Annotated in this window: 21 protein-coding genes and 1 tRNA gene; 8 read left to right on the top strand and 14 right to left on the bottom strand. The window is 37.7% G+C overall.

Features of this window, described 5'->3' with window-relative positions:
* Positions 1-33: 33 nt before the first annotated feature.
* On the bottom strand, positions 34-975 hold the full coding sequence (locus C7H19_RS26550; protein WP_219907709.1) for a GatB/YqeY domain-containing protein: 942 nt from the start codon (positions 973-975) through the stop codon (positions 34-36).
* Between the two features lie 133 nt (positions 976-1,108).
* The gene (locus tag C7H19_RS21330) at positions 1,109-3,100 is read right to left on the bottom strand and encodes a GGDEF domain-containing protein (RefSeq protein WP_106458936.1); all 1,992 of its coding nucleotides are present in this window, start codon (positions 3,098-3,100) and stop codon (positions 1,109-1,111) included.
* Between the two features lie 85 nt (positions 3,101-3,185).
* Between C7H19_RS21330 and C7H19_RS21325 the strand changes: the two genes are divergently transcribed.
* The gene (locus C7H19_RS21325; protein ID WP_106458935.1) at positions 3,186-4,376 is read left to right on the top strand and encodes a lipid-A-disaccharide synthase-related protein; all 1,191 of its coding nucleotides are present in this window, start codon (positions 3,186-3,188) and stop codon (positions 4,374-4,376) included.
* Between the two features lies 1 nt (position 4,377).
* Here the strand turns inward: C7H19_RS21325 and C7H19_RS21320 are convergent, their stop codons facing one another.
* Entirely contained in the window at positions 4,378-4,767 is a 390-nt protein-coding gene (locus tag C7H19_RS21320; RefSeq protein WP_106458934.1) for a hypothetical protein, read from the bottom strand.
* A 66-nt stretch (positions 4,768-4,833) separates the two neighbouring features.
* Between C7H19_RS21320 and C7H19_RS21315 the strand changes: the two genes are divergently transcribed.
* The 3 genes from C7H19_RS21315 to C7H19_RS21305 all read left to right on the top strand — a co-directional run bounded on the left by C7H19_RS21315 (position 4,834) and on the right by C7H19_RS21305 (position 8,099).
* The gene (locus C7H19_RS21315) at positions 4,834-6,561 is read left to right on the top strand and encodes an ABC transporter ATP-binding protein (protein WP_106458933.1); all 1,728 of its coding nucleotides are present in this window, start codon (positions 4,834-4,836) and stop codon (positions 6,559-6,561) included.
* A gap of 89 nt (positions 6,562-6,650) precedes the next feature.
* The gene (surE, locus tag C7H19_RS21310; RefSeq protein WP_181280702.1) at positions 6,651-7,466 is read left to right on the top strand and encodes a 5'/3'-nucleotidase SurE; all 816 of its coding nucleotides are present in this window, start codon (positions 6,651-6,653) and stop codon (positions 7,464-7,466) included.
* A gap of 48 nt (positions 7,467-7,514) precedes the next feature.
* A complete protein-coding gene (locus tag C7H19_RS21305; RefSeq protein WP_106458931.1) occupies positions 7,515-8,099 on the top strand; it encodes a DUF3727 domain-containing protein in 585 nt (194 codons plus the stop codon).
* A gap of 112 nt (positions 8,100-8,211) precedes the next feature.
* Here C7H19_RS21305 and map read toward each other — a convergent pair whose 3' ends face one another.
* The 3 genes from map to C7H19_RS21290 form a co-directional block, all read right to left on the bottom strand.
* The gene (gene map, locus C7H19_RS21300; protein ID WP_106458930.1) at positions 8,212-8,976 is read right to left on the bottom strand and encodes a type I methionyl aminopeptidase; all 765 of its coding nucleotides are present in this window, start codon (positions 8,974-8,976) and stop codon (positions 8,212-8,214) included.
* Between the two features lie 152 nt (positions 8,977-9,128).
* Positions 9,129-10,475: a hemolysin family protein gene (locus C7H19_RS21295; RefSeq protein WP_106458929.1), complete on the bottom strand. Its 1,347-nt coding sequence runs from the start codon at positions 10,473-10,475 to the stop codon at positions 9,129-9,131.
* Positions 10,476-10,522: 47 nt separating this feature from the next.
* Complete coding sequence (locus C7H19_RS21290; RefSeq protein WP_106458928.1) at positions 10,523-11,245, bottom strand: hypothetical protein; 723 nt, start codon at positions 11,243-11,245, stop codon at positions 10,523-10,525.
* 73 nt (positions 11,246-11,318) lie between these two features.
* Between C7H19_RS21290 and C7H19_RS21285 the strand changes: the two genes are divergently transcribed.
* Positions 11,319-11,391, top strand: a tRNA-Ile gene (locus C7H19_RS21285).
* Positions 11,392-11,418: 27 nt separating this feature from the next.
* On the opposite strand, the gene C7H19_RS21280 is transcribed toward C7H19_RS21285, so the two are convergent.
* Positions 11,419-11,868, bottom strand: a complete 450-nt coding sequence (locus C7H19_RS21280; RefSeq protein WP_106458927.1) for a hypothetical protein — start codon at positions 11,866-11,868, stop codon at positions 11,419-11,421.
* 202 nt (positions 11,869-12,070) lie between these two features.
* Here C7H19_RS21280 and pyrE point away from each other — a divergent pair, with 202 nt between their 5' ends.
* From pyrE to C7H19_RS21265, 3 genes are all read left to right on the top strand, one after another.
* Positions 12,071-12,670: an orotate phosphoribosyltransferase gene (gene pyrE, locus C7H19_RS21275; RefSeq protein ID WP_106458952.1), complete on the top strand. Its 600-nt coding sequence runs from the start codon at positions 12,071-12,073 to the stop codon at positions 12,668-12,670.
* 101 nt (positions 12,671-12,771) lie between these two features.
* On the top strand, positions 12,772-14,313 hold the full coding sequence (locus tag C7H19_RS21270; protein WP_106458926.1) for a M16 family metallopeptidase: 1,542 nt from the start codon (positions 12,772-12,774) through the stop codon (positions 14,311-14,313).
* Positions 14,314-14,326: 13 nt separating this feature from the next.
* Entirely contained in the window at positions 14,327-15,790 is a 1,464-nt protein-coding gene (locus tag C7H19_RS21265) for a M16 family metallopeptidase (protein WP_106458925.1), read from the top strand.
* A 46-nt stretch (positions 15,791-15,836) separates the two neighbouring features.
* Here C7H19_RS21265 and pstB (C7H19_RS21260) read toward each other — a convergent pair whose 3' ends face one another.
* The 7 genes from pstB (C7H19_RS21260) to pstA (C7H19_RS21230) all read right to left on the bottom strand — a co-directional run bounded on the left by pstB (C7H19_RS21260) (position 15,837) and on the right by pstA (C7H19_RS21230) (position 22,430).
* Complete coding sequence (pstB, locus tag C7H19_RS21260; RefSeq protein ID WP_146136571.1) at positions 15,837-16,634, bottom strand: phosphate ABC transporter ATP-binding protein PstB; 798 nt, start codon at positions 16,632-16,634, stop codon at positions 15,837-15,839.
* The gene (gene pstA / locus C7H19_RS21255) at positions 16,628-17,551 is read right to left on the bottom strand and encodes a phosphate ABC transporter permease PstA (protein WP_106458924.1); all 924 of its coding nucleotides are present in this window, start codon (positions 17,549-17,551) and stop codon (positions 16,628-16,630) included. The genes pstB (C7H19_RS21260) and pstA (C7H19_RS21255) overlap by 7 nt, the downstream gene beginning before the upstream one ends.
* A 3-nt stretch (positions 17,552-17,554) precedes the next feature.
* Complete coding sequence (gene pstC / locus C7H19_RS21250) at positions 17,555-18,460, bottom strand: phosphate ABC transporter permease subunit PstC (RefSeq protein WP_106458923.1); 906 nt, start codon at positions 18,458-18,460, stop codon at positions 17,555-17,557.
* A gap of 114 nt (positions 18,461-18,574) precedes the next feature.
* Positions 18,575-19,594, bottom strand: coding sequence for a PstS family phosphate ABC transporter substrate-binding protein (locus C7H19_RS21245; protein ID WP_106458922.1), 1,020 nt, complete (start codon positions 19,592-19,594; stop codon positions 18,575-18,577).
* Positions 19,595-19,827: 233 nt separating this feature from the next.
* Positions 19,828-20,625, bottom strand: a complete 798-nt coding sequence (pstB, locus tag C7H19_RS21240) for a phosphate ABC transporter ATP-binding protein PstB (protein ID WP_106458921.1) — start codon at positions 20,623-20,625, stop codon at positions 19,828-19,830.
* A 46-nt stretch (positions 20,626-20,671) separates the two neighbouring features.
* Positions 20,672-21,469, bottom strand: a complete 798-nt coding sequence (gene pstB, locus C7H19_RS21235) for a phosphate ABC transporter ATP-binding protein PstB (RefSeq protein ID WP_106458950.1) — start codon at positions 21,467-21,469, stop codon at positions 20,672-20,674.
* Positions 21,470-21,527: 58 nt separating this feature from the next.
* A complete protein-coding gene (gene pstA / locus C7H19_RS21230; RefSeq protein WP_106458920.1) occupies positions 21,528-22,430 on the bottom strand; it encodes a phosphate ABC transporter permease PstA in 903 nt (300 codons plus the stop codon).
* Positions 22,431-22,459: the final 29 nt, after the last annotated feature.

Here is a 22,459-nt window from a genome sequence, read left to right as displayed (position 1 = left end):
TGGCAACAAAACTCCTACAGTTTATCTTTAAAGTTAACTTAACTGACTTTTGACCAGTTCTTGTATTTTTTTCCCGTCTGCTTTACCTTTAAGTTGTTTCATCGCAACACCCATTACTTTACCTAAATCTTTGGCTGAAGTTGCACCAACGGATACAATGATGTCATCGATAATTTCTGTTAATTCTTCATCTGTTAATTGTTTGGGTAAATAGGTTTCAATAATAGCAAGTTCTTGAGCTTCTTTTTCTGCCAGATCCTCGCGTCCTGCTTTGGTATACTGTTCGATAGAATCTCTGCGTTGTTTTGCTTGTTGAGTTAAAACCTCTATTTCTTGTTCAGGTGTTAAGCTATCTTGTCCACTGGGACGTAAAGAAACTTCTTTTTCAATAATGAATTTTTTAATGCCTCTAACTGTCTCTAAACGGATTTTATCTTGAGCTTTCATAGCATTTTTAATATCTTCTCCTATACGATCTTTTAAACTTATAGAAGATGGGGTTGTGGTTTCTACTGCTTTAATAGGTTCATCTTCTTTTTGTTTATTTTCTTCAACTTCAGCAACAGGAGAGATAATAATTTTTTCCTCTTCTTCCTCATCCTTGTCTATTATTTCTGCGACTTCTACTGTGATGGTATGAGTCGGGTTAATTTCGTCCTCTTCTTCTACTTCATCAGATAAAGATAAATCTTCTTTTAAAATAATATGTTGAATGATGCCGTGATCTAAAGCAATTTTGCCTCGTTCGTTAGAAAGTTTTACAATAAGTTGTCCGATTTTTTCGCCTTGTGCTTGAACTTGTTCAAAACTACTAAAGTGTGATTTAGCTATTTCTTTCAGTAAATAATTTAGTTCTTTATTGCCTTTTTTGGTATTAGGCTCAATTCCGTTTTCTAAAATAATTTTTTTGATGCTCTTTTTGAGTATTTTTAATAAACTCTTTTTATTCAATTCTTTTTGTTCAAGTAAAGACATGGTTTTAACTCCTTATATATTTAGAAAAATCTGATAAAATAGTAATCAACTTTCTTTAAGTATAATAGAAATGTCAAAAAAAGATAAATTAATTTGGCTTTAATTATATTGTTAATATTGTCAATTAAATTATTTATGTAATATATAAAACACAATCTCGTCCGTTTTGTTTTGCTTGATACAAAGCCTCGTCAGCAAGTCGAAAAAGTTGCTCATAAGTCGTTCCGTGATAAGGAAAACTAGCAAGTCCGATAGAAACGCTAATTGAGGCTAATTCTTTTCCTTCGATATGAACTTTTAGCTGTTTAATACCCTGCCGTATTTCTTCAGCCCGCGTTTTAGTATTTTCAAGTGATGAATTGGGCATAATAATCACTAATTCTTCACCACCGTAGCGACAAGGAATATCAGAGTTGCGGACATTTTCTTGTAAAAAATTACCGATAGCCCGAAGAATTGCATCTCCTGCATCATGTCCCCAAGTATCATTAAAAGATTTAAAATAATCAATATCCATCATTAAGACGCTTAAAGATTGCTTATTACGGATAGCTTGATGTAATTCTCTCGTAATGGTTGCTTCAAGATAGCGACGGTTATAAAGTCCAGTTAATGAATCACGAAAACTTTGTTGTTGTAATGTTTCTCGCAATTTCAAATTAGCTAAAGAAATTGCAATTTGTTTAGAAACGGTTTCAGCTAACCGTCTTTTAGCAGGAGTTAAATCATCAGGAAATTCAAAATTTAAGTAAAGTAAACCTAGGGTTTCACCTTGTGCCATCATTGGTAAACATAGAGTGGCTTCAGGAATTGGATCTTGATGAATATGTTTACAATATAAATTAGGTGAGGTTTTTTCGCCAGTATGAATCGAACCTCGTCGCAAAGCCCAACATTCATAGGGATGAAAAACCATTTGACTCGAAATTGAATTGCCCCAAATAGCGACAGCTTCGACTAAATTCCGAGATTCTTTCATGACAAATACAGCCCCAGAACTTTTAATAAATAAAGGTCTTAATAAGTCTGCTAATGCTGTTTCAGCTTCAGATACCGTCAAACAAGCTTGGAGAAAATCTGTCATTTCTCCTAAACGTATCATTTCTTGAGTTCGTCTTTCTAATTCTTTTAATCGTTCCGAAAATTGGTCATTAATTTCTTGTAATTTAAGTTCGGCTTTTTTTCGTTCTGTAATATCAGAAGCAATGCCTAAAATTTGTTGTATCTTTCCATCAGTTCCTTTTTCAAAAAATGTATCACGAGCGTTAAACCAATGCCAATTACCATGACTATCTTTTATTTGATATTCAATTTCCAAATAGTTTCCCTGACTAAGAGATGAACAACGCACCAAATGTTGTTTAACTGCTTCTCTATCTGCGGGATGTATATAGTCTTCTATAGGATTTGTATCTGGGTTTTGAATTTCATCGGGAGTGTAACCTAAGATGTCGCTTACAAAACGATTACAATAAATGGTTTGTTGTTCTTTGAGGTCGAAAATATAAAGTATATTAGGAGTAAACTGGGCAATTTGTTCGCTAAGTTGTTTGCTTTTCATTAAAGCTAATTCTGCTTGATGTCGTTCAGCAATTTCTATCTGTAACATAATATTTGCTTCTTCTAAATCGGCCGTCCGTTCTTTTACTCGTTGTTCTAGTTCTGCGTTTAAATTGCGGACTTCTTGTTCAATAAATTGACGTTCTTGTATTTGATTAGCCAATTCTTGGTTAAGATTTTCTAGCTGTGTGGATGAGGGTAAGACGAGCGCTTGGGGAATTAGAGGATATAATTCTACAGCAGTATAAACAGAAACAAGGGCAGTAAAAGCCTTTGTTACACCCGATAACCAATAGGCAGGATACCATAATGTCCAGACTTCTAAAACATGAGTTGTTCCACAAGAAAGAATAAAAACACTAAATAGAATAAATATGGCTTTAAACGGAACATCTTGTCTTTTCTGGACAAAGTAAACTAGCATGATGGGAATTGAATAGTATGCAGCCGCAATCATCATATCAGAGACGACATGTAGCCAAATTAGCGGGGTTTGCCATAAATAACAATGTCCATGAGGTATATAATTATTCGGCGATATTATATTTGTGATCCATTCCCACATAAAATCCTATCCTCTGTAGAGATAAAATTCTTAAAGAATTCTGTGTTGCATTATTTATCAATCTGAATTCAGCATCAAACCGACAATGACTAAAACAATTCTTTTTCTTAGTAATGGCCATGGAGAAGATTTAAACGCTAGTCTCATTTTACAAGCCCTTCTTAAGAATTATCCGAAAATTGCGTTTATTTCAGCTATGCCTTTAGTCGGTGATGGAACAGCCTACCACCGTCTTAATATACCCATTATTGGTCCTACACAAACTCTACCCTCTGGTGGAATGATTTATACACAGTTAAGTAATTTAGTCAAAGATTTATGGTCGGGTTTAATTAAGTTAACTTGGCGGCAAATTAAAGCTGTTTTAAAATACAGTCAGAATTGTGATTTAATCATTGCTGTTGGTGATATTTTTCCGATTACCCTTGCTTATCTAACACGCCGTCCTTTTGTCGCTTTTATTGTCTCTACTTCTAGCTATTACGAAGGGCGTTTACATCTTCCTTTCCTGACATGGTGGTGTCTCAAGTCGTCTCAGTGTCAGCAAATTTTTACACGAGATGCTTTTACAGCAAAAGATTTACAGCAACAGGGTTTTAAACAAGCAATTTTTTTAGGTTATCCCGTGATGGATGTTTTGCATCGTACAGAAACGGATTTAGGATTAGAGAAAAATTATCAGCCGATGATTGCGCTTTTACCTGGAAGTCGTTTACCTGAAGCTTTGTCTAATTTAGGTTTATTACTTAATATTTGTGAAGAAATTGCTTTAATTCGTCCGATGCAATTTCGTGTTGCTTTAGTTCCGAGTATTACTGAAGATGATTTAATGATCCTCGCACAGAACATAGGCTGGCGATATCTTGAACAAGGAAAATTAATTAAACGAACCCAAAAAGATGATGTGATTCTTGTACGGTATTTTTTTAATGCTTTTGCTAATATTTTATACGAATGCGATTTAGTTTTAGGAATGGCAGGTACAGCCGTTGAACAAGCGGTGGGTTTGGGTAAACCTGTGGTACAAATACCTGGTTATGGACCACAATTTACTTATCGTTTTGCTGAAGCACAAATGCGATTATTAGGTGTATCGGTGACTACAATTGGCAAAAATCCTAATGAGGCTAATCTTTTTCGTCATGCAGCACAAGAAGTAATCAAAATTCTTCATGATCCTGATTATCTACACAGTTGTGTCGGAAATGGCAAGGAAAGAATGGGCGAGAAAGGGGGATCTGATGCGATCGCAAAACAGATTATATATCTTCTGTGAACTACCGTCGTTTTAATCTTTTTAAAGAACGTCGCCAACCGATCATACCTCCGGCAATACTTCCTAATATTATTCCAATTAACCAACCTAAGAAAATATAAACAAGAGATGCTGATACATTAGCCGTTTGTTGGGTTGCGCTAAGACTATCGCCAGGTTCTAAACGAATTTCAACGGGTAAAATAATCCTATAATAGGCGTACCAATTTCCAATAATCACACCAGCGATCGCAGCAATACACCCGCCAAAAATAGAATATAAAGCGACTTTTGAGCCACCTTTTTCGTTGTGAAAGCGCATTTGCCAAAAAACGCTGTATATTATGGCGATAATGCCCGAAAGACTTACAGTAAAGAGAAACAAGAAAATATAAACCGCCGCATCTTCCATGCAAATTTACCAAAACCAAATATACTGTAGTTCAATCTGTATTTTTGAATCTATATTAACCTGCGCGTGAAAACTCGTTCTAGTTATTGGGAACTCATTCCCTATATTCGCCCACAGACTCAACGAATTAGTCTAGCACTCGTCTGTACAATTATCTTTACCATTTTTTGGCCGATTTTAGCTTGGTTAGTCGGACGAATGGCTAAATATATTGGCGCTGGTGATGTGAGGGCTATTGCGTCTCTTGCTGGACTTGCTGCGATTATCTTTTTAGTTCGTGGAGTCGCTCAGTTTGGACAAGATTCGATGATGTCCTATGCTGCTCTCAAGATAACATTAAATCTTCGTAATGCAATTTATGCTCATGTCCAAAGGCTAAGTATTGATTATTTTGAACTGACTAAAACAGGGGATCTCGCTTATCGTCTGACGGAAGAAGTAGACAGAGTGGGGGAAGTCGTCAGAAAGTTTTTTCATGATTTTATTCCTTCTACTTTACAGCTTATTGTAGTCATGGGGTATATGTTTTTTATCAACTGGCAACTTACCATCGGTGCTTTAATTATCGCGCCTTTAATGGGTGTAATTATTGGAGGTTTTGGGGAAAAATTATTAGAGATTTCTCGTCGAAGTCAAAAAAGAATTTCTAATTTATCTGCTTTACTCATTGAAGTTTTTAGCGGCATTCGTTTAGTACAAGCTTTTGCGGCTGAAGATTATCACGCTCAACGTTTTTCGGAAGAATCTGAATCTAACCGACGCGCTAAATATCAAGCTGAAAAGTTTAAGGCTTTACAATTTGTGATTGTTGGTTTTCTGGAGGCGATGAGTATTGTTTTACTGTTCTTGTTAGCGGGTTGGCAAATCTCAGAAGGAAATCTGACAGGAATTAATTTCTTAAGTTATATTGCTGCTGTGGCGATGTTACTTGATCCGATTGCTCATTTAACTAATGATTATAGTATTTTTAAAGAAGGTCAAGCCTCAAGCGATCGTCTTTTTGAATTACTCGCTATTCAACCTAAAATTACTGAAAAAGAAGATGCGATCACTTTACCATCACTGACAGGTAAAGTAGAATATCGTCATGTTAGCTTTGCTTATACTGAAGAGCGACCCGTTCTAAAAAATATCGATTTTATTGCTTATCCAGGAGAAATGATCGCTTTAGTCGGGGCTTCTGGTGCCGGAAAAACAACGCTAGTTAACCTTCTCCCTCGCTTTTATGATCCAATTCGTGGTGATATTTTGGTTGATGGTGTCAATATTAAAGATGTCAGCTTAAAGAGTTTAAGAAAGCAAATTTCAATGGTTTTACAAGATAATGTTATTTTTTCTGGAACGATTTTAGATAATATTGTTTTTGGCAAAACAGAGCTTGATTTATCCGATATTGAACTCGCGGCTAAAATAGCAAATGCTCATCAATTTATTAGTGAGTTACCACAAGGATATTACAGTTATTTAGGGGAAAGAGGTGTTAATTTATCGGGTGGACAAAAACAAAGAATTGCGATCGCTAGAGCCATTTTAGCAAATCCGAGAATTTTAATATTAGATGAAGCAACTTCCGCCTTAGATTCAGAATCAGAAGCTTTAGTACAAGAAGCTTTAGAACGAATTATGAAAGAGCGAACGGTTTTTGTAATTGCCCATAGATTAGCAACTGTACGACGCGCTGATCGTATTTTAGTTCTTGAGAGTGGTCAAATTATTGAATCAGGAACTCATGAAGAATTATTATCCCATAATGGTAAATATGCTCAGTTTCATACAAGACAATTTCAAGATTGAAAAAGAAAAATGTGTCATGATGAATAATATAAAAACGCCTTCAATAAAGCGTCTTTAACCAATACACATAATCAGAATTTTGAATGTCAATTTCTAATCCTTTAAAACTTCTGATCAGTAACGATGATGGGATTTTTGCACTAGGTATCCGAACCTTAGCCAATACCTTAGCAGAAGCAGGACACCAAATTACGATCGTTTGTCCGAACCGGGAACGATCCGCTACTGGTCATGGTTTAACTTTACACCAACCGATCCGCGCTGAAATGATCAATGATATTTTTCATCCCAATGTTGTCGCGTGGTCTTGTTCAGGAACGCCAGCCGATTGTGTTAAATTTGCTTTAAGTGCGAAATCTGTCTTAAACTATCGTCCTGATTTTGTTTTATCCGGAATTAATCACGGCTCGAATTTAGGCACAGATATTCTATATTCTGGCACCGTTTCCGCAGCGATGGAAGGGCTGTTCTATGGCATTCCCAGTTTAGCAATTAGTCTCGCAAGTTATACCGATCGACAGTTTCAAACGGCGGCTGATTTTGTCACAACTTTCTTGACAAAATTAACAACTTACCCATTTACCGAAGCCACTTTACTTAATATTAATGTTCCAGCCGTTAGTTCAGAAAAACTAGCTGGTATAAAGATAACACGGCAAGGATTACGCCGTTATCATGAAACCTTTGAAAAACGCTTTGACCCTCATGGTAAATGCTATTACTGGTTAGTAGGTGAAATTATTGAAGATATAGAACAACCTGATCATATTCATTTACCTTCCCATGTTCTCACCGATGTTCAAGCCATTCAAGAAAACTATATTAGTATTACCCCTTTACAATATAATCTGACTGATGTTCAAAGTTTTGAATATCTTGCTCAAGCTGGATGGTTTCACTCCTGAAAGCCACATTATGATAATCTGATTCAATCACAGATAAGTTAGAATTCTATGTCCTCATCTCAATTCAACAATGAACTAGACGATGTTGAAAAAGTTACTCTCAAGGATGAAGCTGGGCGATCGCTAGAATGCTATATCGAAAACTCCTTAGAAACGGATGATCTCCAGTATCTTCTTCTGATGCCTGTCGATATCCCCGTTGTTGTCTTGGCGTGGGATGATGAAGAAAGCGAGGAAGAAGATATATCAGATGCTTTTTTAATTGAAGATAACGAAGAAATAGAAAAGATTTTTGCTGACGCTAAAGCTGTTTTAGCTGAACAAAACCTAATTTTAAAATACACTGCTTATACTCTAACCGTAGGTGGAGAACTACCGCCACTCGATGAAGATAATATCCTCACTTTAGAAATTGACTTAGAAGGTCAACCAACTTCCGAACCTGAAGAGTTACAATATCTAGCAAGTTTCTATTTTGAAGAACAAAAGTACTCTATTTATACCCCTTTAGATCCCCTTCTCTTTTTAGCGAAGTGTGATGTTAATGGGAATGTCGAACTCGTTTCGCCAGAAGATCAGCGAATGCAGACCATTCTAGAGGAATTATTATTTGATGAAATGGAGGAAAATTAAAGCCAGGGCTTCACCCTAGCCCAATAACCTCACCCTAGCCCTCTCCTACAAGGAGAGGGAACTAAAAGGAAAACTTTTATATATTGGAGGGGGGACTTTAGGGGTTTTATTTTTATTCGGGTAAAGTTAGAATTTCCACTCCATCTTCAGTAACAGCGAGTGTATGTTCAAATTGTGCCGAAAGTTTCCCATCTTTGGTGATAGCTGTCCATTTATCTTCTAATATGACTGCTTCCCATGTTCCCTCATTAATCATCGGTTCAATGGTAAAAACCATTCCAGGGCGTAAACGTTTTCCTTTTCCTCTAGTACCATAATGGGGAATTTGCGGGGCAGTATGGAAAATATTACTAATACCATGTCCGACAAAATCTCGAACCACTGAAAAGCCTTGTGCTTCGGCATATTCTTGGATTGCTGCGCCGATATCACCAATCTTACCATTGGGACTAACCGCCTCAATCCCTCGTCTAAGACATTCTTCAGTCACTTCTACTAACTTTTTTGCAGTGGGTGAAGGCGTACCGACAAAAAAGGTTCTTGAAGTATCACCATAATAACCATCTAAAATCGGTGTCACATCAATATTAATAATATCCCCATCTTTTAAAATTTGTTTTTCATTAGGGATACCGTGACAAATCACTTCATTAACGCTGGTACAAATCGACTTGGGAAAGCCATGATATCCTAGAGGTGCGCTTTTTGCACCATGTTTTTGTGTCCAGCGTTCTGCTTCATCATTCAATTCTAGGGTACTTACACCAGGTTTAACCATTGGAGCAAGATGATCTAACAATTGCGCGGCAAGTATTCCAGCACGACGCATCTTTTCAATTTCTCGTTTTGAGAGTAAGGTAATCGTATCGCTTCCCATTCGTCCTTTATTTTTGAGCCATCAACTCAAGTTTATCGTTTTTAGATTGTTTAATCCTTCTCGATCCTAGCAGTGTCTGTATGGGTTGGACAATTGATCAATCAGATTTAATATTATCTTCGACGATTGAATCATAAGGACTTTTTAAAGCTTTATAATTTTTTCATAGCTGGTAATTCAATTCGATGAATCCGAATTTGAGTTAAACGGGGACCTTGGGCGGCAACTATTGTAAATTCTAAATTATCATAGTGATATACTTCCCCTTGCTGTGGGATTTTTTGCCATTGATAGAGGAGAAATCCGCCTAAAGTTTGATATTCATCAGTAACGGGTAAATTGAGATCTAAGACTTCATTAACATCCTCTAAATTCATTTTAGCTTGCACTAAAAAAGTATTTTCATCTAACATCTGAAATTCAATGGTTTCTGAGCCTGTAGCGTCTGATTCGTCGCCCAATATTTCAGAAATTAAGTCTTGTAAAGTGACTAAGCCGGATGTTCCTCCATATTCATCAACAATCATCACCATTTTGACGTTAGATCGCTGCATGATCGATAATAATTCAATTAATGGGGTTGATTCGGGATAAAAATTAATCGGTTTGCTCCAAGGTTGTAATAAGGTATTAGCATTAATACTATTTTGGGCTAAAGGAATTGCTAAATCTTTAAAATCAATCATCCCTTTTATATCATCTAAAGAGTCTCCTTTGACGGGATAACGTGAATAGCCACTTCTGGAGACTTCTTCAAGTAATGTCTTAAATGTAGCATATTTAGAAATAGCCACTACTTGCGTTCTTGGGATCATGATTTCTTCGGCTGTTACTTCTTTAAATTTAAAGACGTTATTAATAATTTCTCGTTGATCGTCTTCTAAACCCATTGATACTTCTTTGGTACTAATCATTAATTGTAATTCTTGTAAGGTAAGGCGATCGTGCCATCGAGTATCTGATGAACGTATTCCAAATAAACTGAGTAAAAAACCTGTGGATTGATTTAAAATCCAAATGAAGGGGTTAAAAATTTGAGAGATTACGCCAATAGGAACTGCTAAGAGTTTGGCTAGTTTTTCGGCATAAATTAAAGCCAGTGATTTCGGACAAAGTTCGCCTAAAACAATTTGTAAATAGGCAATAAAAATAAAGGCAAGGGGAACCGATAAAATATGAGAATAAATCTCGGCTGAGCTTAAGGTTAGGGGCAGATATAAAATACCATTTTTAATTAATGTTGCCATTGTACTTTCACCAATCCAACCTAGAGCTAAACTGGAAAAAGTAATGCCGATTTGTGTCGTCGTTAAAAGACGATCTAAACTTCTTTGTAATGATTGAACGGTTTGTGCTAAAGTGTCCCCGCTTTTGACCAGTTGAATAATTCGAGAACGACGTACGGAAACAATTGAAAATTCAGCCGTCACAAAAAAAGCATTAAGTAAAATTAAAAATAAAACTAAGGATAATCGTAATATAAGATCTTCAGATGTCATTTAAACAAAGAGAAAGATTCTCTTGAATTCGGATAATTTTGAAATAACTATTGGGTTGCTGTTACCTCTTGGTTTTGGCTAATGGGGATATTTGGCAAAGCAAGATTGACTTTTTGCTCTGGATAATCACTAAGTTTTAAAGAAATTAATTGACTTTTTTCAATTAAAGAAATAGGTATTTCAACTGTTCCTTGAAAAGTTTGTCCATTAGCAGGAATTTCACTAGGTAAACCTTCTGTAATTGCACTTAAAATTTGCCCTTGGCTATCTTGAATTTCTAAAAAGCTATAGAGAAACTGAACGGCTTTTTCTCCTTCATTTTTCAGGCTAATATTGAGTAAAAGAGACTCGCCTTGATAGGTCGCTTTTGTAATTTCTAGAGTCATGTTCTGCTCTTTGACCCTTAGAGGAAAATTAATCAGTACATCAGTACGTTTCTGGGGAGGGGCTTCAATTTCTTTAGCCGAGGGTGATGGCTTCGGTTCAACTGTCTTAGGGGGTTCTTTTTTGTCTCTGGGCTTCGTTTTTTGATTTTGAATATAAATATCTACTTTTTTGAGGATATCTTTTTCATTAATCGGTTTAAAGGGTTTAGGACGGGCGGTAATTTGCTGGCTGGTTGAGAATTTATTGGTAGGATTAACATCGGGTGGGCTAACTCCTTTGAGTGCTTCAGTTCCCATTCTATAGGCTAACACAGCACTTCCTACAGAGGCTCCTAAAATAGCCATTAAGATACCAAGAGTCAGTAAATAAGTTTTAAGTTTCATTACGTGCGATCGCGTTCATGTTTAAAATAGTCAAAGCTTAATTAAACAGGATATAATACACTGAGAATAATCACCAGGGTTGGCCGAGCGGTTGAGGCAGCGAACTCATAATTCGCGCAAGGCAGGTTCAACTCCTGCACCCTGGATCATGAGAGTCGAACCAAAAAAATTCCTTAGCGACCTAAATAAGAAGGATCTTCTTGAATTGAACTATCATAAGGATTAGGTAAATCCTTTGTTTTAATTGTGGGCTTTCTCATTTCTTCATGAAGAAAAAAGTAAAACAATGTTTCAACTAATTTAGCATCTTTAGCAATTTGGTTATCGAGAAACGAGCCTGGAAAAGTCCGCGCCCCAAAAATATTATTAGCTTGTCCAGAAATATTCGTGATTTCATAAAATCTGCCCGTATTGTGATAAAACGCCCGATTAAATAACAGAGAAAGATTGTTATTGTTTAAGCCACCATCTAAATTAGTTACAGAAAAGTTACCTGTACTTGACTGTGTTTCCTTTTGTGCCACTTCATACCTTACTTCTTCGGCTTGAACCCCAGGGGCTAAAATAAGAGAGGTTGCTAAAAGACTGGGAAAGCCAAAACCCAGACATTTTTTAATGGACATGATTCGCTCCATATGTTTAAAGATGTTAAGAAAGTTAAAACAATTTCATCAAAAAAGGCAGGGTTTCTCCGTAAATTCAACTAAAAACCTGACAAAAATGATGTTTAAAACATTTAACCAGCTTGACCCAATTGTAGCCGAAAAATCCATTAAACAAGAGTAATCCGCAATGATATTTTTATTAGATCGAAAATCAAATTTTATGTCTAATTTTTCCGTAGCAAGTGCATCTGGATCAGACCTCCGTCAGTTTCTTCTCGATTTATTAATACAGTTAGCCTACCGGGAAGGGGATTTTGTTCTATCTTCTGGGCAAAGCAGTGCCTATTATATCAATGGTAAAGAAGTGACTCTCAATGCTGAAGGTGCTTTAGCTATTGGCCGTCTTATTTTGCCACTGTTGCCCCCACAAACTCAAGCCGTCGCCGGATTAACATTAGGCGCTGATCCCATCGTTTCGGCGGTTAGTGTGGTTTCAGCTTATGAAGCACGTCCCATCCCAGCCTTAATTATTCGTAAAGAAGCAAAAGGTCACGGAACCAAAGCTTATATCGAAGGGCCCACCCTTCCTGCTGGTGCCAAGGTAGTCGTTCTAGAAGACGTTGTAACCACTGGAAAATCAGCCCTACAAGCTGTTGAACGCTTACAAGATGCTGGGTATGTCGTCGAAGAAATCATCGCCCTAGTAGACCGAGAACAAGGGGGAGGCGAACTTTATCAATCTAAAGGACTTCAGTTTCAGGCGTTATTTTCGATTCTTGAACTGCAAGAACGCTATAAAACAGTAAACAGTCATCAGTAATCATTTTTGAAAGGATAACTGAAGGCTGATAATCGTTAGGATAAAAATGAACGGTTGAACGCTTACTCTTAACTGTTAACTATTCACTCTTAAAGACAAATATGCGATTTTTACGAACATTGTTCGGTTTGGCGATGGGTGTAACCCTAATGATGTCGAGTTGGGGTTTATTTTCGTCTTTTGCTTATGCTCGTTCAGAATTGACGGTTGCACAAGGGACTAACCCTTACTTAGAAAAAGCGATCGAACGAGTGACCGAATTTACCCTCGATAATGGGCTAAAGTTTATTGTGATGGAAAATCGTGAAGCCCCTGTTGTTTCCTTTTTCACCTATGCTAATGTGGGTGGTGTAGATGAACCCGATGGTAAAACAGGTGTCGCTCACTTTCTAGAACATTTAGCCTTTAAAGGCACAAAAGACATTGGCACAACAGATTATCAGGCAGAAAAAGCGATTTTAGACCGTCAAGATGAGATTTATGCTCAATTACAAGCCGCTAAAAAAGCTGGAAAAGTCGCAGAAGTCAAACAATTAAGCCAAGAATTTGATAAAATAACAGCACAAACTAACCAATTTGTCAAGCAAAATGAATTCGGTCAAATTGTCGAACGTTCGGGCGGAGTTGGCTTAAATGCGGCAACTTCGGCGGATGCAACGGTATATTTTTATAGCTTTCCCTCGAATAAACTAGAATTGTGGATGTCTCTCGAATCAGAACGGTTTTTAGAACCAGTTTTCCGAGAATTCTATAAAGAAAAAGAGGTAATTCTTGAAGAACGTCGCCTGAGAACCGATAATAATCCTGTTGGGCAGATGATCGAAGCCTTCATCGATAAAGCCTTTACCGAACATCCCTACAAACGTCCTGTGATTGGTTATGACGAAGATATTCGTAATCTATCTAGAGAGGATGTCACACAGTTTTTTAGGGAGTATTACCCACCAAATAATCTAACGATTGCGATCGTTGGTGATGTCGATCCAGCTAAAGTAAAAGAATTAGCTAAGATCTATTTTGGTCGTTATACAGCAAAACCCAAACCCAAAGAAAATATTACCGTTGAACCTAAACAAACGCAACCGAGAGAAGTTGATTTAACCCTACCCTCTCAACCTTGGTACTTTGTCGGGTATCATCGTCCCCAATTAAATCACCCCGATAATGCGATTTATGAAGTCATGACAACGATAATGAGTAATGGTCGTACTTCACGTCTGTATCGTTCTCTAGTGGAAGAAAAACAAATCGCTTTAGTTGCACAAGGATTTAATGGCTTTCCAGGCGATAAATATCCTAATCTAATTGTGTTTTATGCTATGACTTCACCGAATGGAACTCTAGAAGAAGTATCACAAGCTTTAAATCAAGAAATCGAACGTCTTAAAACCGAACCCGTCTCCGAACAAGAATTACAACGGGCTAAAAACCAACTGCGGGCGCAACTGTTGCGGACACTTAATTCTAATTCAGGAATGGCGCAAGCTTTAGCAGAATACGACGTTAAAACAGGTTCTTGGCGCAACTTATTTACCCAAATCGATGAAATTTCGGCGGTTACGGCTGAAGATATCCAACGAGTCGCCAATCAAACCTTTAGTAACGAAAATCGCACCATCGGACGCATTAAACCCGCACAGTAAAAGGATCACATCTATGCAAAAATCGTTTAAACGTTTTCAGTGGTTAGGTATATTTGTATTAGTTATGGTCATGGTTTTGACCCTGCGTTTACCAGCTATTGCCCAAACTCCCAGACATTACACTGATTTAACGTATCCTACTTTACCTGAAATCAAGATCCCAAAATACGATCGCTACCAACTCAAAAACGGCATGGTAGTCTATTTAATGGAAGATCATCAACTTCCTTTAATTAGTGGTAATGCGCTAATTCGCACAGGTTCACGCTTAGAAGCAAGTGAAAAAGTCGGTTTAGCAGAACTAACCGGAACCGTAATGCGAACCGGAGGAACCCAGTATCATTCAGCAAAAGAAGTGAATGAACTCATCGACCAAAATGCGGCAATTATTGAGACAGGTATCGGTACAACGTCAGGTACTGCCAGTTTTAACGCCCTCAAAGAAGATATAGAAACGGTTTTCCCACTATTCGCCGAAATTGTGCGCTATCCTGTTTTTGATGCCCAACAAGTCACTCTAGCAAAAACCCAACAAAAAGGCGAAATAGCTAGACGAAATGATGACCCTGGTGATATTGCAAGTCGGGAGTTTGAAAAGCTAATCTATGGAGAAAATAGCCCTTATGCACGCACTATAGAATTTACGACTTTAGATAATATTTCTCGTGAGGATCTTGTAGGATTTTATAAAACCTATGTGCGTCCCGATGAGATTATTTTAGGGGTTGTTGGGGATTTTGAGCCTCAACAAATTTTAGCCCTCATTGAAAAAACTTTTGGTGATTGGACTCCTCCTGCAACTCCCGCTAAAGTCGAGATTCCTACAGCATCACAAAAATACAAAAGCGGTGTTTTCTTGGTTAATCAACCTCAACTGACCCAAAGTAACATTCTTTTGGGACATTTGGGCGGAAAATTTAGTAATCCTGATTATCCATCTCTTAGCGTCATGAATGAGGTATTAAACGGATTTGGTGGACGTTTATTTAATCAATTGCGATCGCGTCAAGGGTTAGCTTATTCAGTATATGGTTATTGGGGTGCAAATTATGATTTTCCCGGAACATTTCTCGCAGGTGGTCAAACTCGTTCCGAAACAACAGTTACCTTTGTTCAATCATTGCTCAAAGAACTAGAACGAATTCGCACCCAACCGATTACTAAAGAAGAATTAGAATTAGCCAAAGATTCGATTCTTAATTCGTTTGTCTTTAAATTTGCCAATTCTGGACAAGTTTTATCACGTTTGATGAATTATGAATATTATGGTTATCCTGCTGATTTTATCTTTAAATATCAACGAGGTGTACAAGAGACAACCATTGCAGATATCCAACGAGTCGCCCAAAAATATCTACAACCTGAGCAAATTGTGACCCTAGTCGTCGGCAATAATCAAACGATTCAACCCCCATTATCTCAACTGGGAAGCGAGGTTAAAGTCGTCGATGTCACCATTCCTCAACCTAAGAGTTAATCATTTGTGTAGGGGTTTGGTTTCCAAACCCTTCTAAAAACAAAAATCATCCAAAACGACCGCTAATATAATCTTTTGTTTGCTGATTTTCTGGCTGACTAAACATATCCTGTGTTCGACCAAATTCTACTAATTCACCCAAATACATAAACGCGGTATAGTCAGAAATTCTCGCCGCTTGCTGCATACTATGGGTAACAATTAGAATCGATACTTGTTCTTTAATAATACCGATTAACTTTTCAATACTATTAGTCGCAATGGGGTCTAGTGCGGAGGTCGGTTCATCAAATAAAATAATTTCAGGGTCACTAACTAACGCCCTCGCAATACATAAACGTTGCTGTTGTCCCCCCGATAAATCATAAGCAGAGGTATTCAAACGATCTTTCACTTCTTCCCATAATGCGGCACCTCTGAGGGATTTTTCCACCTTTTCATCAATAATATTTCGTCGCATTTCTCCCCGAACTCGTAAGCCATAAGCGACATTTTCATAAATCGACTTTGGAAACGGATTCGGTTTCTGGAAAACCATACTAATTCGCATTCTAACTTCAATCGGGTCAACCTGACGACCTAAAATATTAATTTCATCGACCGCAATTTGTCCCTCATAACGATTTCCGGGGTAAAGGTCGTGCATCCGATTAAAACATCTTAAAAGCGTCGTTTTGCCGCATCCTGAAGGGCCAATTAAAGCGGTTACTCTTTTATCCGCCACCAGCATATTAACCTTTTTCAGAGCGTGAAATGAACCATAATAAAAGTCTAAATTTCTGACTTCTGCTTTCGGTGGTGTATCTAAAAACTCTTGGGCGATATACGCCATATTTTCTACCATTTGATCCCCTTGCGAAAACGATAACGTAAAAAGATAGCAATACCATTCATCGCTAATGTCATGAATAATAAAACCGTTCCAGCAGCAGCCGCATTTACCTCGAATTCAGGTTCGGGACGAGATACCCAATTAAACATCTGAATAGGCATTAATGTAAATGGCGCTTTTAACCATTCAAAAGAAATAAACGGAAATTCGCTTTTAATTGGTGAATCGGGCAAAAAAGCAATAAAAGTCAATGCCCCAATTGTAATAACTGGCGCAGTTTCGCCAATGGCACGAGATAAACCGATAATAATTCCTGTGAGAATGCTACCAAAAGAATAGGGTAAAATGTGATCCCAAATCATCTGCCATTTACTCGCCCCCATTGCATAAGCTGCCTCCCGTAAACTATTGGGAATCGCCCGCAGTGCCTCACGAGTGGTTACAATCACAACAGGTAAAATCAGTAAAGCCAGCGTTAAACCCGCCGCTAAGATACTTTCTCCTAGCTGGAACTGATAGACAAAAACGCCTAAAGCTAATAAACCATAGATAATCGAAGGAACACCCGCTAAATTAGTGACATTAATTTCAATTAAAGCCGAAAGCCAATTTTTACGGGCATATTCTTCTAAATAGACACCCGAAGCAATACCCAGAGGAACAGCAAAAAAAGCAGTAACTAACATGACGAGTGAGGTTCCCACCCAAGCGGAGAGAATACCAGCATTTTCGGCGCGACGACTGGGAAAAGAGGTAAAAAATTCTGGTGTAATGCGTGACCATCCATTAATTGCCAATTGTAGAATTAAGGCTAATAAAATTAAGACTGACACCAAAATGATGATTAACCCAACAACCGCAAAAAGATTATTAACCAATTTTCGCTGATTAATTTCCCCTCGTAGTATTTGTAAATTTTCTGCAACCATTTTTTAATAAATTTCCCGATACTTTTTGGCGAGAAAATAACCAATAATGTTTAAAACTAAAGTCATTAATACCAGAGTAATTCCTGCGGCAAATATAGACTGATATTCCAAGGAACCATGAGGTAAATCACCTAAACTGACTTGGACAATATAAGCTGTAATTGTCGCTGCTTGGTCAAGGGGATTCCATGTTAAATTAGGTTGTAATCCTGCTGCGATCGCTACAATCATTGTCTCACCAACAGCACGAGAAATTCCTAAAATATACGCCGCACTAATTCCCGAAATAGCCGACGGGAAAACCACTTTTAACGCCGTTTGTAAACGAGTCGCCCCCATCGCATACGACCCCTCTTTAATTGATTGTGGCACAGCCCGCATCGCATCTTCACTAATCGAACTAATCAAAGGAATAATCATTAAACCCATGACTAAACCCGCACTGAGCATATTAAATCCCGATAACTCAGGAAAAATCATTTGTAAGATTGGGGTAACTGAGAGTAAGGCAAAATAACCATAAACAACGGTGGGAATAGCTGCTAATAATTCAAGACAAGGTTTAGCAATTTCTCGCACTTTAGCGGGCGCGAATTCACTTAGATAAATGGCAACAATTGTTCCGAGTGGAATCGCCACAAACATAGCCACCATCGATGTTACTAAAGTTCCCGATAATAAGGGTAAAATACCATAGTGAGGGTCAGCAAAGAGCGGACTCCATTGAGTATCGGTCAGAAATAGTTTAATAGGTACTTTTTGGAAAAAGCTAATGGATTCACCTAGCAAAACTTCTAAGATTCCAAAGGTTGTAAATACTGAGGTTAAAGCCGCTAGAAGCAGAATTATCTCAATAATTTTTTCTTGTAAGTTACGTTTTTTTCTGTGTTTATTTGTCCAAGTTTGCATCGGCAATTTTTGTGAATTGGATTAAACAGTATCGGTTTTAATGGAGGGTTTGGCGACCAAACCCCTACAATACATTACCTATCTATTTGTTGAAGATTGGTATCAATAAAACAATTAATCTTTGGCTTCCATGCGGACGATATCTTGTACAGTTACACCAACGATATCTTTACCAACGAAAACGCTACCTGTTTTATTTTTTTTGAAGTTATCTAAAACATCTTTATAGGTAGCAGCAGGTAAAGGTATATACTTTACTTCAGAAACCAATCTAGGAGCATTATTTAGATAATATTCGACAAACTGTTTAACTTCAGGACGTTGAGCCGATTTGGAATTAACATAAATAAAAATGGGGCGAGATAAAGGGTTATACTTCCCATTTTCGACAGTAGATTTAGACGGCATAACTGGGCCTTTACCCCCATCAATTGCAATGGCTTTTAGTTTATTTTTATTTGCTTCATAATAAGCATAACCAAAATAGCCAAGAGCATTTTTATCACGGCTGACCCCTTGAACTAAAACGTTATCATCTTCACTGGGAGTAAAGTCAGTGCGACTTTTTTTCGCTTCACCGACAATTGCTTCGGTAAAATAATCAAATGTACCTGAGTCCGCACCAGGTCCATAAAGTTTAACAGGTGCATTAGGAAACTTAGAGTTAACTTGATTCCATTTCGTAATTTTACCGGTTGCGGCGGGTTCCCAAAGTTTTTTCAGTTCAGCAACCGTCATACTATTAACGGCGGTGTTTTGTTTGTTTGTAACAACTGTTAACGCATCAAAAGCAACGGGAAGTTCAATAAACTTAACACCAGCAGCAGCACACTTTTGACGTTCAGAATCTTTAATGGGACGAGATGCGTTAGAAATATCGGTTTCACCTGCACAGAATTTTTTGAAACCGCCACCTGTTCCAGAAACACCGACAGTAACTTGAGTATTACGATTTTTCGCTTGAAAATCTTCGGCCGCCGCTTCGGTAATGGGATAAACGGTACTTGAACCATCAACTTTAATGGTGGTACGACTTTGGGAATAAACCGAAGGTACTGTTACAGCCACCGCAGCTATAGTCGCTAGTCCGCCAATTGTCCAACGATTGAGTTTAAATTGAAAATTACTGATCATATGTTCCTTTATTGTTGTTAGTTGAAATCTTATGAAAGAAAAATCACAATGACTTACACAAAATCATTATATAGAGTTAATAACTAACTTAAGTTAAATCTAATTTAAAGACTTTATAAAGTTAAAAATAGGTTAATTTTATATTAATAAAAATAGCCATAATCTTAATGTTTATCAAATAAATAAAAAAGGCGGGAATGACCCACCTCATCAATTTTTTTTTCTTGCGTAGATTAACCGAAACGACCCGCGACATAATCTCTAGTTGCTTCTTGGGCGGGGTCTTGAAAAATTTTCTCGGTTCGGTCATATTCAACTAAATAACCTACTTTGCCGCCTTTAGGAGTTGGTTCAGCATTATAGAAAGCTGTGTAATCAGAAACTCGTGACGCTTGCTGCATATTGTGTGTCACAATGACGATCGTATATTGTTTTTTCAGATCGTGCATTAACTCTTCAATTTTTAAAGTAGAAATGGGGTCAAGTGCTGCACAAGGCTCATCCATTAATAATACTTCGGGTTGAATCGAAATGGCACGAGCAATACACAAGCGTTGTTGTTGCCCACCTGATAATGCTTGACCATTTTGTTGTAGTTTGTCTTTAACATCGTCCCAAATGACGGCTCTTTTTAAAGACGATTCGACTAATTCATCCATATTACCTTTATAGCCATTCAAACGAGCGCCAAAAGCAATATTTTCATAAATCGATTTCGGAAAAGGGTTCGGTTTTTGAAAAACCATGCCAATTCGACTCCGCAAACCTACGGGGTCAAGTCCCGTCGCATAAATATCTTTACCTCGATAGGTTACTTTTCCTTCAATTCTGGCACTTTTAATTAAATCGTTCATACGGTTAAAACAGCGTAAAACCGTACTTTTTCCACAGCCAGAAGGTCCAATAAAAGCGACGACTTGCTTTTCTGGTATATCTAAAGAAACATCTCGAACGGCTAAATTAGATCCATAATAAACATGAAGATTTTTCGTTCTTAAAACGGCTTGAGTTTCGATATCAGTTGCTAACATAAAATTTCATAAAATCAATAAACAAAAACAAAAATAACGCCCTAACTTAACCAAATTTACCGCTTACATAATCTTTGGTTGCCTGTTCATTTGGAGAACCAAAAATAACTTCAGTTCGGTCATATTCTACTAAATATCCAATTTTGCCACCTTTAGGCGTAGGTTCTGCATTAAAGAAAGCCGTATAGTCAGCAACTCTTGTCGCTTGCTGCATATTATGAGTCACGATAATAATCGTATATTTTTCTTTTAATTCATGAATCAATTCTTCTACTTTTAAAGTCGAAATGGGGTCTAACGCGGAACAAGGTTCATCCATCAAAATAACTTCGGGTTGTGCGGCAATAGTACGAGCAATACAAAGGCGTTGTTGTTGTCCACCAGAAAGAGAAAAACCGCTTTCTTGAAGTTTATCTTTTACTTCATCCCAAAGAGCCGCTCGACGCAAAGAAGTTTCGACAATTTCATCGAAATTTCTCGTATCTTTTTGGATTCTGGGTCCATATACGATGTTATCATAAATCGATTTTGGGAAAGGATTCGGACGTTGAAAGACCATTCCAATTTCATCTCTAACCTTGACAGGATCGACATCTTTTGCATAGAGGTCTTGTCCTAAATACTCAATTTTTCCCGTGAGATGAAAGCCTTGGATGAGGTCGTTAAGTCGATTAAAACATCGTAGAATTGTACTTTTACCGCAACCAGACGGGCCAATAAGGGCAGTTACCTTATTTTTCGGTATTTCCATTGATACGCCCGTTACAGCGCGATATGTCCCATAGTAAATATCAACGTTGTATGTTTTTAAAACCGTTTGAATTCGGTTTGCTGTAGTTGGCATCTCTCTCATTGTAAATTGTCTCCTCTAGACATTATATTTTTTGGGTTTGCGATCGACTTTACCTCTGCCGCGTAGCCAAACGAGCCGCTATACTAGCGATTAATACCAACAACACCAAAATCAGTGAACCCGCCCAAGCAAGTTCTTGTTGAGGTTGAAATGGTACGGTTGCAAAGTTGAAAACCAAAACCGATAAAGTTGCGATCGGTTCAAATATCCCTCTAGGCCAGAAGTTAGAAAATAATGCCGTAAAGATTAAAGAGGCCGTTTCTCCTGCTGCACGAGCCACAGCAAGGGTGACACCTGTTATAATTGCGGGAATTGCTGCGGGTAAGACAACTTTTAGCACTGTCTGATAATTATACGCTCCAATGCCCAAAGCCGCCCAACGAATATCTTGGGGAACAATTTGTAAGGCTTCATCCGTCGTTCTAATAATTGTTGGCAACATTAACACAGCTAAACCAATTGCCGCCGCGATCGCACTAAAGCCAAAAATTCCCCGGTTGCCGATCAAAGGTGCAACAAAAAGACCAAAAGCAAAGATACCAGCAATAATCGACGGTACACCGCTTAATACGTTCGTGGCAAATCTAACCCATTGGGCTGTTTTACCACCGCCGCTAAATTCTGATAGGTAAACTGCTGCTAAAACACCAATAGGAACAGCGATCGCCGTTGCTATCGATACAACTATAATCGTTCCTAAAATCGCATTCGCAAAACCACCGCCTTCTAATCCTGGTGGTGGAGGAAGTTCGGTAAATAGGTCAAGACCGAGACGGCTACCACCTTTATAAATAACATAACCGATCAATAAAAATAGAGGGATCGTCGTAATGGTTAGACATACTGCTGATAGCCCTGTCATGATTAACCCAAACAGAGAACGAGGGCTAGAAGTTTCTCTTTTTAAATTCAAATTTGGGTTAGTAACTTCCTCAAAATCTAAAGTAGACATACAATTAATGATCTAAAATGACCCCAAAA

It is taken from the genome of Aphanothece hegewaldii CCALA 016 (assembly GCF_003007785.1).
Taxonomy (GTDB): Bacteria; Cyanobacteriota; Cyanobacteriia; order Cyanobacteriales; family Microcystaceae; genus Chroococcus; species Chroococcus hegewaldii.
This window is presented reverse-complemented; position numbering and strand designations above follow the sequence as displayed.